General features: G+C 69.6%; 16 protein-coding genes. 2 read left to right on the top strand and 14 right to left on the bottom strand.

Translation table 11 applies throughout. The features are described from left to right. Positions 1 to 18: 18 nt before the first annotated feature. Both M6444_RS19555 and M6444_RS19550 read right to left on the bottom strand, forming a co-directional pair. Positions 19 to 1,599 carry a hypothetical protein gene (locus M6444_RS19555; RefSeq protein WP_298331292.1) on the bottom strand — a complete coding sequence of 527 codons (1,581 nt, stop codon included), beginning with the start codon at positions 1,597 to 1,599 and terminating at the stop codon, positions 19 to 21. Further along, positions 1,596 to 2,522, bottom strand: a complete 927-nt coding sequence (locus M6444_RS19550) for an ABC transporter ATP-binding protein (RefSeq protein WP_298331290.1) — start codon at positions 2,520 to 2,522, stop codon at positions 1,596 to 1,598. Before M6444_RS19550 ends, M6444_RS19555 begins: the two co-directional genes overlap by 4 nt. A 111-nt stretch (positions 2,523 to 2,633) precedes the next feature. On the opposite strand from M6444_RS19550, the gene M6444_RS19545 reads away from it, so the two are divergent. Then, positions 2,634 to 3,254 (top strand): TetR/AcrR family transcriptional regulator, encoded by a 621-nt coding sequence (locus tag M6444_RS19545; protein ID WP_298331288.1) that lies wholly within the window; start codon positions 2,634 to 2,636, stop codon positions 3,252 to 3,254. Here the strand turns inward: M6444_RS19545 and M6444_RS19540 are convergent. The 12 genes from M6444_RS19540 to M6444_RS19485 all read right to left on the bottom strand — a co-directional run bounded on the left by M6444_RS19540 (position 3,244) and on the right by M6444_RS19485 (position 12,279). Then, the gene (locus tag M6444_RS19540) at positions 3,244 to 4,059 is read right to left on the bottom strand and encodes an alpha/beta hydrolase (RefSeq protein WP_298331287.1); all 816 of its coding nucleotides are present in this window, start codon (positions 4,057 to 4,059) and stop codon (positions 3,244 to 3,246) included. The two genes, M6444_RS19545 and M6444_RS19540, sit on opposite strands and share 11 nt — an antisense overlap. A 141-nt stretch (positions 4,060 to 4,200) precedes the next feature. After that, positions 4,201 to 4,770 carry a hypothetical protein gene (locus tag M6444_RS19535; protein ID WP_298331285.1) on the bottom strand — a complete coding sequence of 190 codons (570 nt, stop codon included), beginning with the start codon at positions 4,768 to 4,770 and terminating at the stop codon, positions 4,201 to 4,203. 32 nt (positions 4,771 to 4,802) lie between these two features. Continuing rightward, on the bottom strand, positions 4,803 to 5,102 hold the full coding sequence (locus tag M6444_RS19530) for a hypothetical protein (protein WP_298331283.1): 300 nt from the start codon (positions 5,100 to 5,102) through the stop codon (positions 4,803 to 4,805). 118 nt (positions 5,103 to 5,220) lie between these two features. After that, positions 5,221 to 5,634, bottom strand: coding sequence for a pilus assembly protein TadG-related protein (locus M6444_RS19525; protein WP_298331281.1), 414 nt, complete (start codon positions 5,632 to 5,634; stop codon positions 5,221 to 5,223). A gap of 11 nt (positions 5,635 to 5,645) precedes the next feature. Beyond that, positions 5,646 to 6,077, bottom strand: coding sequence for a TadE/TadG family type IV pilus assembly protein (locus M6444_RS19520; protein ID WP_298331279.1), 432 nt, complete (start codon positions 6,075 to 6,077; stop codon positions 5,646 to 5,648). Then, positions 6,074 to 6,475, bottom strand: coding sequence for a TadE/TadG family type IV pilus assembly protein (locus M6444_RS19515; protein ID WP_298331278.1), 402 nt, complete (start codon positions 6,473 to 6,475; stop codon positions 6,074 to 6,076). The genes M6444_RS19520 and M6444_RS19515 overlap by 4 nt, the downstream gene beginning before the upstream one ends. 4 nt (positions 6,476 to 6,479) lie before the next feature. Continuing rightward, positions 6,480 to 7,379: a type II secretion system F family protein gene (locus M6444_RS19510; protein ID WP_298331277.1), complete on the bottom strand. Its 900-nt coding sequence runs from the start codon at positions 7,377 to 7,379 to the stop codon at positions 6,480 to 6,482. Continuing rightward, positions 7,376 to 8,254, bottom strand: a complete 879-nt coding sequence (locus M6444_RS19505; RefSeq protein ID WP_298331274.1) for a type II secretion system F family protein — start codon at positions 8,252 to 8,254, stop codon at positions 7,376 to 7,378. Before M6444_RS19505 ends, M6444_RS19510 begins: the two co-directional genes overlap by 4 nt. Beyond that, positions 8,251 to 9,768: a CpaF/VirB11 family protein gene (locus M6444_RS19500; RefSeq protein ID WP_298331272.1), complete on the bottom strand. Its 1,518-nt coding sequence runs from the start codon at positions 9,766 to 9,768 to the stop codon at positions 8,251 to 8,253. The genes M6444_RS19505 and M6444_RS19500 overlap by 4 nt, the downstream gene beginning before the upstream one ends. Next, the gene (locus tag M6444_RS19495; protein ID WP_298331270.1) at positions 9,765 to 10,580 is read right to left on the bottom strand and encodes a hypothetical protein; all 816 of its coding nucleotides are present in this window, start codon (positions 10,578 to 10,580) and stop codon (positions 9,765 to 9,767) included. Before M6444_RS19495 ends, M6444_RS19500 begins: the two co-directional genes overlap by 4 nt. An 11-nt stretch (positions 10,581 to 10,591) precedes the next feature. Then, positions 10,592 to 11,323: an SAF domain-containing protein gene (locus tag M6444_RS19490; RefSeq protein ID WP_298331268.1), complete on the bottom strand. Its 732-nt coding sequence runs from the start codon at positions 11,321 to 11,323 to the stop codon at positions 10,592 to 10,594. 161 nt (positions 11,324 to 11,484) lie between these two features. Continuing rightward, positions 11,485 to 12,279 carry a hypothetical protein gene (locus tag M6444_RS19485; protein WP_298331266.1) on the bottom strand — a complete coding sequence of 265 codons (795 nt, stop codon included), beginning with the start codon at positions 12,277 to 12,279 and terminating at the stop codon, positions 11,485 to 11,487. 249 nt (positions 12,280 to 12,528) lie between these two features. Between M6444_RS19485 and M6444_RS19480 the strand changes: the two genes are divergently transcribed. Next, on the top strand, positions 12,529 to 13,965 hold a 1,437-nt coding region (locus tag M6444_RS19480), incomplete at its 3' end, for a LysM peptidoglycan-binding domain-containing protein (RefSeq protein ID WP_298331264.1).

Here is a 13,965-nt window from a genome sequence, read left to right as displayed (position 1 = left end):
CAGCCGCGCCGCCGGTCCTCAGCGCACGTCCCGCCGGCGAAACGACACCACGCCCACGACGATCACCGCGGCCGCGAGCCCGGTCAACGTCAGCGATGCCGCCACGTCCATGCTGCCGCCCGGTAACCGTGGCGTGTGCTCGAACGGCGACAGCTCGAGCACCCAGTCGGGCAGCCGGATCAGCGAGCCCAGCATCGCGGCGACCACGCAGCCGGCCAGAATCGCCCACGCTGTGACGGCCAGTCGAGGCAGTAGGCCGATCAAGAGCACCGTGGCGGCGGTGAGCAACCACACTGCGGGCACGTGCGCCATGGCCGCGCCGGCCAGGCGTGGGATTTGCTCGGCGTCGCTGGTCAAGATGCCGTAGGCGATTCCGGTCCCCAGACCTCCGGCGACAGGCACCACGATCGCAGCGGCGAGTGGCGCGACGAGGTGGCTGAGCAACCATGCCGGCCGGCTGAGCGGGGTGGCCAAGATGGGTTCGGCCCGCCCGGCCGACTCTTCGCTGGTGATGCGCAACGCCGAGGCGATGGCGCAACCGGCAGCTGCCAGTGACAACAGCAGTAGCGTCAAGGCCAGGAACGCCTCGGTCGGGTTCGCGCCGTACGCACTCACCCACTCCTGCAGGTCGTCGCTCTCGGCGACGATGTCCTCCATCTCGCGTGCGACCGATCCGAAAGCCAGGCCACCGAGAAACACGCCCACCGTCCAGCCGATCAGCGACGCCCGCTGCAGACGCAGTGAGAATCCCACCTGGTGGAGCAGTGTCGGTGACGCCGACGCCGGCCCCGGCCGCTGCGGTACGAGTCCCGCCCCGACATCGCGCCGATTCTGCAGCGCGACGGCCATGGCGACCAGGAGGGCGGCAGCGCCGAGCGCGATCAGCAGTGGCCACCAGCGTTCGTCGGCGAACGGGCGGGTGGCCTGTACCCAGCCGAACGGCGAGAGCCAGGACAGGCCGGTCTCGCCGACGTCACCGGCCGCGCGGATCACGTAGGCGGCTGCGACCACCGTGCCCGCGATGGCGTTCGACCCTCGTACGTGTTCGGTGATCTGACTGGTCACCGCGGCGACGGCGCCGAAGACGATGCCGATGCCCGCCAGCGCGGCTCCGAACGTGGCAGCTCCGGCGGCTGAAACGTCGAAGGCGGTCATGATCGCCGCCACCGCGGTCCCGACGGCGATGTTCATCGCCACCATGACGATGACCGCGGCGGCCAGCGCGGCATGCCGGCCGAGGACATTGGCTCGCAACAGCTCGAGGCGTCCGGACTCTTCTTCCGCACGGGTGCAGCGGCCGATGATCAGCACGCTCATCAGCGCGACCGCGACCGAGAGGTAACCGCCGACCTCGAACACCGTCGCCCCGCCTGCGGTGTCGACGGCGTGGCCCGGTCCATTGAGCGCGGTGGCCGCCGGGCTGGAGCCCGCCGTCTCGGCGTAGCCGGCCAGGTCGGCCGCGGTGGGGTAGAGACTCTTGATGCCCGCGGTGGTCGCCGCGAGGAGCCCGGTGAGGGCTGCGAGCCAGACGGCAAGGCGGACCCGGTCGCGGCGTACGTTCAGCCGGGCCAGATGCATGGTTCCGGTCAGCGTGCTCATCGGGCGGCCTCGGCGGGTTGCGGTTCGGTGCTGGTGTCGTCGCCGGTGCCGTAGTGGCGCATGAACAGCTCCTCGAGTGAGGGCGGTGCGCTGGTGAGGGCTTGCACGCCGTACGTCGTGAGCGCACGCAGGGCTGCGTCGAGATGGTCACCGTCGACGTCGAATCGCACGGTTGCGCCGTCGACGGTCAACCCGTGGACCCCGGGCACGCGGTCCAAGTCGTCTGCCGGGCGGCTGGTCGTGGCTTCGATGCTGGTCCGGGTCAGGTGCCGTAGTTCACTCAACGAGCCGGACTGCACGGTGCGCCCGGCCCGGATGATGCTGACTCGGTCACACAGCTTCTCGACCTCGGCCATGATGTGGCTGGAGAGCAGGACCGTGCGCCCCTCGGACTTTGCTTCGCGGATGCATTCGGTGAACACCGCTTCCATCAACGGGTCCAAACCGGACGTCGGCTCATCCAAGATCAACAACTTTGCGTCGGAGGCAAGCGCGGCCACCAGGGCGACCTTCTGCCGGTTGCCCTTCGAGTAGGTGCGGCCCTTCTTGGTCGGGTCGAGGTCGAAGCGCTGCAGCAGGTCGGCGCGGCGACGTGGATCGAGCCCGCCGCGCAGCCGGCCGAGGACGTCGATGACCTCACCACCGGTCAGCGACGGCCACAGGTTCACGTCACCGGGGACGTAGGCCAGCCGCCGGTGTAGGTCGACCGCGTCGGACCACGGGTCGCGCCCGAACATCGTCGCGGCTCCGTCGTCGGCGCGCAGCAGCCCGAGCAGGATGCGGATCGTGGTGGACTTTCCGGCGCCGTTCGGGCCGAGTAGGCCGTGCACCTCGCCGGTGCGCACCGTCAGATCGAGTCCGTCGAGTGCGCGCGTGCGGCCGAAGTGTTTGGTCAACCCGCCGACGTCGATCGGCAGAGACATCAGGCCTCCTAGAGCTGAGAGTTACTGTCAATTAGTAGTAACTCTCGCATACGTAGGACGCAAACTGCAAGTGACTGTCAGTTCTTCCAGGAGGGCGCTACGATCGCAGCAATGGCGGCCGAACTCAGCTTGCGCGAGCGCAAGAAGCTCAAGGCGATGCGCCACATCCAACGGGTGGCCGTCGACTTGTTCGATCAGCATGGCTACGACGCGGTGTCCATCGAACGCATCGCGGCCGAGGCCGAGGTGTCACCGAGTTCGATCTACCGCTACTTCGGCACCAAGGAACAGCTGATCCTGCACGACGAGTACGACCCCGTCGCGGTCCGGGCGCTCGACAACGAGTTGGCGGCCCGCGACCCGATCACCGCGCTGCGCAAGGTCATCACCGAGATGGTCGAGGTGATGATGAGCAACGACGACGAGGACCTCGTACGCCGCCGGATGAGTTACGCAGTGACGGTGCCCGCCGTGCGGGCCGGCATGTATCGCCAGGGTGACGAGGTCAATGCCGACATTCGGGCGCTGCTGGCCAAGCACACCGGCCGGGACCCGAACGAACTGGAGATCCGGGTCCTCGTCGCCGCGCTCGTCGCTGGGTTCCTGGCGAGCATCGAGTACTGGCACGACAGCGGCTATCGAGAATCGTTGCACGAGGTGCTCGACCGTTCGCTTGACGTCATGACCGGCCTCAGCCTCGAGTGGCGCCGAGCGAAAGCCCCTACTGGGTGAGGCGGGCTCGCTCCAGGAACGTCAAGACTGCGGCATTGAACGCAGCCGGCTGCTCCATGGCCAGCGTGTGCCCGGTGCCCGGGATCACCGCACTCGCGGCGAACTGTGCCTCGGCTTCAAGGCATCCGGCCACCGTGTGGATGTCGGTGGAGTCGAGGTCGCCCACGAGAACCAGCACTGGCGGGGTGAGCTCACGCAGGCGGGTGAGCGCGCCGACCTCGCGCATGGCGCCGGAGGCCGCGGCATGGTTGCGGACGACGTCGGTGGCCATCTGCCGGCACCGTTTTCGCACCGAGGCATCGACCTGGTCCGGTCCTCGATGGGGCCCGTCGACCCAGGCCCGGAGGAAGTACTCGACGTAGCCGTCGAGATCGCCCGCCTGCGCTGCAGCCGACTGCCGCTGCATCAGCTCGAGGATTGCGGGATCGGTGAACTGCATGCCGCTGACGCCGGGACTCGCCAGCGTCATCATGTCGACCAAGTCCGGGTAGGTCAGGGCGAAGTCGATGGCGATGCGCGCGCCCGTGGACAGCCCGACCAGCGAGGCTCGGGGAACGTCGAGCCCGGCGAGCAGATCTGCGAGATCGTCACAGGCGGAGTAGTCGGCAACCGGTGTGGACGAGGCGCCGTGCCCGCGTGCGTCGTAGCGGATCACGCGGTAACCAGCCCGGGCGAAGACGTCGACCTGGTCGTCCCACATCCGGTGGTCGAGCATGCCGGCATGGATGAGCACGAGCGGGTGGCCGGCCCCGCGGTCGTCGACGAACAGCTCTCCGTCGCGAACGGGTAATCGGCCACTGGTCATCGTGCGAAGCTCCGTTCTCTACCGAGTCAGGGCCGCCCGAACGCAGGCTGGGCGACCCTGACGCAACGTATGACAGATCAGGATCCGATCGGTAGTGGTGTCCATGTGGTGGGCACCATGACCGACATTTGCCGCGAACCTTCAGCCGGACGGGTCGGCGAGGCGAACCGAGGCGATCAGCCAGCCCCCGGCCGGCTCGGCGTACACGAGCCCGAGATCGAGCTTCATGCCGGAGTCGTAGGTCAGCACGCCGCGGGTTTTCGTGGCCTCGCCGGGATCGTCGACGTCGACGTCGACGAGCGTGCCCGTCGGGATGTCGGCGACGCGCACGTCGCGATACATCGCCGCCTGCTCGTCGGTGAGCCACGAGGACACCGCGGCGAACCACGCCTGCTGACCCAGCGTCGTCTGGGTGAAGGTCCGGCCGAATCCCGTCGCCACTTCGGCCCACCCGCCGGCCGAAGCGCCGATGACGTCAGCGGTCCCTGTGATCGACGGCGCAGCCGTCGACGATGGCGACGACGTGGACATCGGCTCACTTGGTGTGGCGGAGACGGGAGACGAGCCGGCCGAGGGCAGCGGCACCGGACGAGGGCCGGTGGAGAGGATCGCCCACACCGCGCCCCCGCAGGCCAGCGCCGTCACGGCGACCAGCAGCCACAGCCAGTGCTGCCGAAGGAATCCGATGACGCCGACGGCACGCCCGGACACGCGAGCTCGTGGCGCAGGGACGACGGGAAACGTCACAGCAACCCGTCGTCGTCATCAGCGTCGGCGAGCCTGCGCTGCAGGGACGTCAGTGGATGATCGGGCGGGGATGCCGGCAGCGTCGGTGGCCACGGCATGGCGTGCGCATCGAGCACGGCGCTGAGCGTGTGGTCGGCTTCGCGGGCGCGGCGCTGCAACAGCGGGAGCAGCAGCGCCTGGCCGAGATCAAACGGATCGGCCGCCAGCGCGGCGAGGGCCGCATACAGCGACCGCCGCGCGGTCAGGGCGTCGGCCGCCGCGTCGAGCTGGTTCCTGGTGTCGTCGAGTTCGGGCATGGGGGTGAGAGCTCCTCCCACAGGTGGGGTGTCTACTGCCTGTGGGTGCGCAGCGTGGGTGCTTCGTGACACCTGCGGCGACGATCTGGTAGCACGATGCGTCGTCCCGACGAGGCCGTCACAGTCTCGTCGTCACCTCGACGGTCGCCTCGCCGGTGGCTTCGAGCGTGGTGATGCCGATGAGCGACAGGATGCGCGCCGGTTCGGTCGTATCGGTTCGAACGACGATGGTATTGCCCTCCAGCGTGACCGAGCCGGCAACGCCGGCCGCGGACAGGTGGTTTCGGGCGGCGGCGACGGCGCGGCGCCGATCGAGACCACTCGAGCCGGTCACCACCGACCCGCTGATGTGCTGACCGGCAGCCCGTGCCGCCTCAGCGGCGACGTTGTCGGCGCGCTGCTGAGCCGTCATTTGGGCGCGGCCGTCGAACACCAGGCCCACCATCGCGATCAGCGCCAGGGTGACGACTGCGAAGATCAAGGTGATGCTGCCGGTGTCGCTGCTCGTCCTGAGCCTGGTCGTCCGCGTCATCCGAGTGCTCCTCATCGTTCGCGGTATGTGTCGACGGGGCTGACGGCGGTTGCGCGGACGGTGACCGTCGGCAAGGCCAACGGAAGGTCGGCCACCTTGAGCGGACAGCTCACGGTGACCGTCACCCGGCCCGGATCGCCGAGGGCCGCTCGGAGCCCGGAGGTGTCGACCTCAACCGTCGTGCTCAGACAAGCCAGGCCCTGATCGGCCAGGGAGCGGCGGGCGACTTCGGCTGCGGCCGTTTCCCCGGCCGTCGCTGTGCGTTGCAGCGACGCTGCCCGGGCCGCGTCCGCAGCCGCCTGCTCGACCGTCCCGTCGGCCAGGGCGTGTCGGCCGGCGAACGTAAGCAACGCGATGAGCAGGAGGAGGCCCGGCGCCAGGACCGCCATCTCGAGTGTCGCCGAGCCACGTTCGGCGGCGCCCGCACGGCCTGCGCGGGTCATGGATCGGTCCATCGGCGAATCGGCGCCGTCGACGACTGCGTCACGTCGATCATCCATCCGGGGATCAGCGTCGTCGACGCAGCCGACACGGTCACGGTGACATCGTCGGCACGCGCCGACTGGGTGATGGTGCGCACGCTCAGGATCGAGTCGCTCCCGGCGCTGGAGATGAATTCGGCGGCACGCTCGGCTCCGCCGTCGCCGTTGTTCATGCTGGCGGTGCGGGCACCTTCTTGGGCGGCGGTGAGCGCGATGTTGCGCGCGTGGAACCAGATGCCGGCGTGCACGATGCCGAAGATCAGCAGGAAGACCGCCGGCCACAGAATGACGGTCTCCAGGGTGGCCGAGCCGCGGTCGCGCCCGTACCTGCGCGGACTCGATCGATTCGACGGGACCACGGAGTCAGCCGATCTGCATGGCGACGGGAGCGGCCAGGATCAACATGAACACCACCGACGTCGCCGCCAACGGTGCCGTGGCACGCTCGGTTCGCGCGCCGGCGCGGGCTTGGTCACCGGCGAGGATCTCACTGCGCATGGCCGAGGCCCTGGCCCGCAGGATGTCGTAGACGGTGGCGCCTTCGTGAGCTGACATCTGCATCACGTCGCCGGTCTCGGCGAGTTCGGGCAGCCGGAGTTCCTCGCCCACGGTGCGCAGCGCGTCCCAGGCTGGCGTTCCTGCCCAGCGGGCGTGAGCGAGCTCGTCGCGCACGCGGTGGAACGCCCAGGAATCGCCGATCTGGGCGGCCGACTCGAGCGCTTGTGTGGTTCCGGCACCCGCCGCTCGTTCGAGCGCGACGAGGTCGATGTACGAGGTCATGGCGCGCTGGAACTCCGCCCGTTTGGCCTTGGCCAGGTCTGCTGCGTTGTACAAGGGCAGGTATGACAGCGCGATGGCAGCGACGATGCCAGCCCCGACCGGGACCGTGAACGGCAGCGAGATGCCGTTGACAGCCAGGGACAGGGTGCACGCCCACGGCAGGCACAGGCCGATCGCACCGTACAGCGCTCGCTCGCCGAGGAACTGCGGCACGCTTTTGCGGAGCAGAGCCAGATCACGGTGCGGCACGTGCAGCAGAGCCGCACCGGCCGCCCGCCGCAACACCACCCGGCCGAGGCGGTCGGTGTAGCCGTTGTCGCCCACCAGGTCGGCCGTCGCCGTCGCGGTGCCGGTCAACCGCGCCGCGGTATGCGCTGGATGCAGCTGCCGTGTTCGTCGGCCGATGAGTTCTCTGAACAGCAGAATCAGTCCGGAGCCCGCGCCCAAGCCCAGCACGACGGCCAACTGCGTGGTGGACATCATGGGCCTTCCGCATCGGCGCCGGCCGCGAGGATGCGTGGCTGGCGTGGGGTGGTCGTGATCTGTCGCATCCACACCAGGCACCCGACGTAGCACGCGAGCAGCCCGCTGAGGATCAGCTGGCCGGTGGCCGTCCGGTAGGGGTCGGCGTACGGGCTGAGCAGCATCAGACCCAGCCCGGACGCGCTGATGATGGTCACCAGGCGGGCCGTGGTGCGGCCTTTCGCCTGTTCGGCGTCGATGATCCGGCGGGCTCGCACGTCGTCACGCACGGCCGCCGCGAGACCGTCCAGCACACTGCTGAGCTGGTTACCCCGCCGATTCGCGCCGAGCAGCAGGGCGGCGACGAGGAAGTCGCCGGTGGCGTCATCGAGATCGTCGGCGAACGCCCGCAGCGCTGCCGAGATGTCCCAGCGCGCCTGCAGCCGGGCGACCAGGCGAGCCACCTCGGGGCGAATGGGCTCCGGCGACGAGCGCAGGCTGGCCGTGATGGCCTGCTCGATGCCGATCCCGACGCCAAGCACGCTCGACAGGTTCTGCGCCCACTCGCTCATCGCCTCGAGCCGGGCGATCTCGGCCTTGCTCGACGACGTCTGAAGCAGCACCGGCAGCCCCCACACGGCCGCCGGAATGATCAGCACGGCAAGCACCCATCCGGTGATCAACCACACCGCGACGCCCACGCCGGCGGCCATGGCCACGCGACGCCGTGAACGTCGCTGCTGGGGCGTGTGCCCGCGCAGCGCCGCCAGCCGGCGCCGGATCCGGTCGTGGCGCGGGGTGCCGGCATCGACGCGGACCTTGACCGAGCCGAAGCCCGTCGCGGCCAGTCCGGCCAGGCCCGCGATGGCGGTCACGGCTGCGAGCGCCGGGATCACGCCGGGCCTCCTGGTCGATGTGTCCGTGGGTCGTAGCCGTGTGCCGCGAGTTCACCGATCCAGGTCGGCGCGGACGCCGGAACGAGGCCGGCTCCGGACCGCTCCTCGAACACGTCGGTACTGGCCGGCATGCCCCGCTCGCCGGGTTCGAGCGCGACGATCTGCGCGACGCGACGCTGCCGGCGCACCGGTGCGTCCGGGTCGTAGCCGCCCTCGCGTCGCTCGACGTGGACGATCAGATTGACGTGCTGCGCGATCTGCCGGTAGGCGAACTCGGCGGTGACGTGCTGGCCGGCCTCCATGGCACACGTCACCAGTCGTTCGATGGCGGCGTGGGCGGAGTGAGCGTGCACGGTGGACAACGATCCAGCGCCGGACTGCATGGCCTTGAACATCGGTAACACCTCACGCCCGCGGACCTCTCCGACGATGAGGCGGTCGAGATTCATCCGCAGCGCGTCGTAAACCAGTTCGTCCAGCGAGATCTCACCGGCCACGCGTCCGTCGGCGCCTCGTTCACCACTGCCGGTGCGCGCCTCCCAGGCGATGATGCGGTGGTGGCGATCACGCATGTGATGCAGCCCGAGCTCGTACTCGGTCTCGATGGTGCCGAGCTTCTCCTCCGCGTGGATCTCGTTGGCCAGCGCTCGGACGAGTGTCGTCTTGCCGGCACCCATCGACCCCGACACCACGATGCTGCGACGGGCGCGAACCGCGGCGCGCAAGAACTGTGCGGCCTGCGGAGGCAAGGTCGTGCCGTCGACGAGGTCGTCGAGATCGATGTCGACCAGCCGGTGCCGGCGGATGACCACGACCGGCTGGTGGGTGGTCCAGCCCGACGCGGCGAGCCGGTGACCGCCGTGCAGGTGGAGGTGGAGACTCGGGCTGGCGGTGGAGAACGTGCGCTCGCTGGCGCCGCCACGCGTGGCCAGGAACGTGAGCATGTCGATGAGCTCGTCTTCGGAGTCGACGATGGGCGGTCGCCTGCTGATGACGCCGTGGTGATCGATGACCACCACGGGTTCGGCGCCGTAGACCTCGATGTTCTCGATGGACGGGTCGTCGACCAATGGTTGCAGCCGGCCCAAACCGAACAAGGAGTCGAAGATCGCCTGCGCCAACTGTGTCTGGTGGTCGACGTCCATGGCCCCGGCCCCGGCGGTGACCGTCTGGCGAACGTGCTCGTCCAGGATCTGGGCGATGACCTCGCGGCCCACCGCGCGGCGTTCGTCCTCGGCGGTGTTTTCGTCGACCTGGTCCGCCAAGCGCGCAGCTGCCTGTTGCCGGAAGGCACGTACCTGAGCCCAGTCGACGTCGCCGTCGGTGTGCTGCTCGGTACGAGCCGGGGCAACGGTGACCTCGGAGCGTGGGTGCACCGGGGGCATCGCGCTGAGAATCTCGCGGGGGCTTCGGGACGGCCTGGTGAAGGGAACAGACGCGGGCTCGATCACTGGCGGCCGGTCGAAGATCGGCAGCCGCGTGATTTCGTCGTCGGCCGGCTCGTTCATGCTCATACGCCCACGCTCCCCCCAACGCGCGCGTCGGGGTGACCGGTCGGCCGGCCGAGAACCCGCCGCCGGCGGTCGTCGACGTCAGCCAACTCGGCGATGGCGGCCCGCCCGGATCGGATCAGGCGCGAGTTGCCGACCCGAGTGAGACTCGTACGTACGCGCTCCCGGCCGTTGACGCGTTCGGCGGTGAGCGGATCCCAGGCGACGCTCGCCCACACCGGCAGGGTGGTGGCGTCAGCGGCCTCGTTCGCCCGATGTGGCCGCCCGTCGCCGACCAGGAGAAGTCCGCGCCGTTCCATGACGGCGTCGGCTTCGGTGCCAGGCAGCTGATCGGCGTTCGCGCGGACGGCCACGAGGTCGTCCAGTCCAGTCCGGCTCACCACCGCCAGCAGGTCTGCGGTGCGTAACAAGGGGTCGGGTCCGTGCCGCATGCCCAGCCGTCCTGCGTCGACGATGACATCGACGCCGTGGCCCGAGACTGCCTTCAGCAGCGTGGCCAAGGATTCCCAGAACGTCTCGGTCAGACTCGCCGCCTGCGCTCGGGTGGCGAGGCCAGGCAGCACCAGTCGGCCTCGGTCGTCGGTCAAGGCGATCGTCTGACCGCGGAGCGTGTCCAGGTTCAAGGCACCGCCGCGATGGGCGAGGGCCAAGTTGATCAGGCTGAGCTGATGGTCGTACTCACCGCGCAGGTGGCCCGCCTTGATGCTGCTGCTGCCGCAGACGTCGGCCTCGACCAACAAGACCGGGCGTGGCCAGGCCAAGGTGAGAACCAATGCCGTGGTGGTGACGCCGGGGGCGCCGCGCGCGGACGTCATCGCGATGACCGTCACTGCTGTTCGTCCTCATCGGAGGCTGCATCGGGTTCCTGCGCGGAATCCAGCACGATGGCCACCCGGCCGGTCGCGACCCGGGCGGCGAGCTCGCCGGCGACGTCGTCATCGACGACCACGTCGACGATGACCTGGCCGTGATCGGTGATCCCAGAGACGCTCACCACGGTGGCGGGGATGGACGGTGGTGACTCGGCGGGGGGATCGTCTCCGGGGTTCGGAGTGTCGAAAATGCGCACGGGATCGCCCGGAACCATCTCGTGCTGGGGCAGCTGTGCTTCGGTGACGGCGACGCCCACCACCGTCTCACCCGCCGCCGGGACGGCGGCGGAGGTGACGGCGCTCTCCGTCAGCAGGGTGCCGGCCGTCAGGTCGGCGGCGGCGTGCTGGCCCACGATTCCGTCGCGGCGGTCGGCCGGTATCGGTGCGACCGCGGGGTCCGGGGCCGCGCGGGCGATGGTGAGGTCGTCGGTGGTGATGATCTCACCGCGGTGGACGTCGGCGGCGACGGCCAGCACCTGTGTGGTGTCCCCGGAGAGCTGGGCCAGATAAGCCGCTCCGGCGCCGCAGACCGCGAGCAGGCCGACCCCTAGGCCGATCAGCGCGGGACGTCGACGATAGCGCGGGTCGGACGTTCCGATGTCGCGCACGCCCGTAGCCCCGCTCAGGCCGGGGTCGATCGTGGGACGCGCCGGGGCCTCGACGGGGCCGTCGCTTGTTCGGGTCATGCGCCTTCCCTAGAAGCCGTAGATCTACATGGACGCCGGCGGAAATGGTGGCCTGACGGTGCGGAACCAGTGCGGAGGTGAAACGGGCGAGCAGTGAATGCTAGTAATGCCGTCGGTGTTGTCAAACAGGGGTCTTCCTGACGTCGAGACGGTTGTCTATCTCAGGGATGAGCGCTGTGCTCGCGTACAGCTGAGGCCAAGCGTTTGGTGGACCTCAGGCAGCGCTGCCGGACGGTGGCCGGCTGCAGCCCGAGGGTCTGGGCCACCGCCAGTGCACCACCCTTCTCGCCGGGAGCCGGGCAGTAGACCCGGCTGAGCAAGGAAGCGTCGTCGGGGCTGATGACTCCGGCGTCGACACCCCAGGCGAGCGTGGTGAGCAGTTCCGCCGCCGGTGCGGGTGTGTGCTGGACGAACAGCGCCTCGCCCGACTCCAAGACATGGTCGTCGACAGCGGAGGGTGCGTGATCGTCCACCGTCGAGGTGAACGCGCCGAGAGCGTCCATGCACAGGTTCACGGCGACTTTGCGCGTTCTGCGCGTGACCGGGTAGGTGGCGATGCTGTGCCACAGTGCGGCGACGGCCGCTGCCGTGAGCTGGTCGATGTCGCCGCGAATCCCTGGTGCACCCTGCCGGTGGGCGCGGCGCGCGAGGTTGACCGCGCGGCCGAGCATGGCTTGCAGCACCAGCCGTCCGGCGACGGCGTCGCCGTCGACGATGTGCCGCGTGAGCAGACCGATCAGGATCGAGTCGGCTGATTCGGGTTGCGACCTGCGCGCCTGGGTGACCACGTCGAGCGCGTCGGCCAACGACACGCACGCGTTCAGCGCCGGGATGTTCCAGCGTGCCGGCGGGCGCCGGTGAGCCATGGCGCTCCACTCGGTGTTGAGCTGATCGGTGATCAAGGTCATCGAGGTCATCGAGGTTGTGGTGCGACCGGGAGTGGCGGTGGTGGTCACGGGTGCTCCTCGCCGTGGATATGCAGGGGATACGGACCCGTTCAGCCGACCGGGCGGTGGTAGCCCTGGGGATAGCCCTGGCCGGGTCCGAACGGCGACGAGCGGTTGCCCTGTATGGATGCCGGTTGCCCTGAGTGCTTTCTCCACGCAGGCATAGGGCACCCTGGACGCCTTCCTTCGGCGGTCGTGTCACACGCCAGGACTCACCGTCACCCACAGGTCACGACAGGCTCGACGAGGAGGCTTGTGATGATCGGCTCGAGGCGACGGCGCGCGGCGTCCGCGGCGGATGTCGCGCGCGGATTGGCCGCATTGGTGGTCTTGACGGTTCTCGTCGTGGGTGTACCGGTCGCGCTCTGGGTGATCGACGGCTCGCCACTGCCCAGCGCGGTCCCCGCTGTGTCGGACGTGTGGGCAACCATCACCAGCCCGGACGACGGCACGTTCTTTCTCGACGTTCTCGTCTTCGCGGGCTGGCTGGGTTGGGCGACGTTCGCGGTGAGCGTGCTCGTCGAGATTCCCGCCGCTCTGCGCGGCGTCCGAGCCCCGGCACTGCCCGGATTGGCCGCGCAACAGCGCGCTGTGGCCGCGCTCATCACCGCGATCGCAGCGATCGTCCCGGCGTCCCAGATCGCTGCGGCCGAGACCGCGCCGTCGTCGGCTCCCGCGCAGCAGGGTCCATGGCAACCTGCGCCACCGGTGACCACAGCGTTGGTCGAAGGCGGATCGGCGACGACACCCACTCCGGACGCACCCACATCACGGACGCATGAGGTCGTGGCCGGCGACACGCTCTGGGCCATCGCTGAGCAGCATCTCGGCGATCCGAACCGTTACACGGAGGTCTATTCCGCCTCGACCGACACGGTGCAACCCGACGGCCGTCAGCTCACCGATCCCGACCTCATCGTGCCCGGCTGGGTTCTGACGTTGCCGTCCGCCGGCGACCGGGGGACTTCGGAGCAGAGCCGGGTCGACCATGACGAGCCCGCCGAGGAACGTACCCGAGCCGCGGAGCCCTCCGCTACGGTCGAACGGGACGAACCTGCAGGTGCCACCGAAGATGCAGTATCCATGACCCCGACCGGCGCCATCGGCGGACTCGTGCCCGAGGAGGCGCACGCCGCTGATGACGGCCTGGCGGCGGACACCGGCGTCGGCGAATCGCGCGACGAACCAGGGCCCGGCGGATTGCTACGCACCGCGGATGGCGTCGGCGCGGTGCTGGCCGCCGGATTGATCGCCGTGCTGGCCGCGCGGCGGGCGGTGAGCCAGCGGCGTCGCCGGGCTGGTCAGCGCTTGTCCACCGGCGCCACGGGCGATCGCGTGATCGAGATCCAGATGCGCCACGTCGCCGACGCGCCCGCGGTGGAGTTCGTGGATCGTGCGCTGCGCACCCTTGCCGCCACGCTGCATGCCCGCCGCCGAGCACTGCCGGCCCTGCGTGCTGCCCGGCTCACCCGCACGATGCTGGAGCTCTACCTGGACACACCCGACGAGCTGCCCGAACCGTTCGTCGATCTCGGGGAGCGACGAGTCTGGGGTCTGGCGGTCGGCACTGGTGCGGTTCTTCCGGCTGCTGCCGCGCGAGAACATCCGGCACCGTTCCCGGGCCTGGTCACGCTCGGCCACGACACCGAGGACGGGCTCCTGTTGGTCGATCTCGAGCATCTGCGCTCGCTCGCC

Origin of the sequence: Haloactinopolyspora sp., assembly GCF_027324685.1 — a bacterium.
Lineage (GTDB): Bacteria > Actinomycetota > Actinomycetes > Jiangellales > Jiangellaceae > Haloactinopolyspora.
This window is presented reverse-complemented; position numbering and strand designations above follow the sequence as displayed.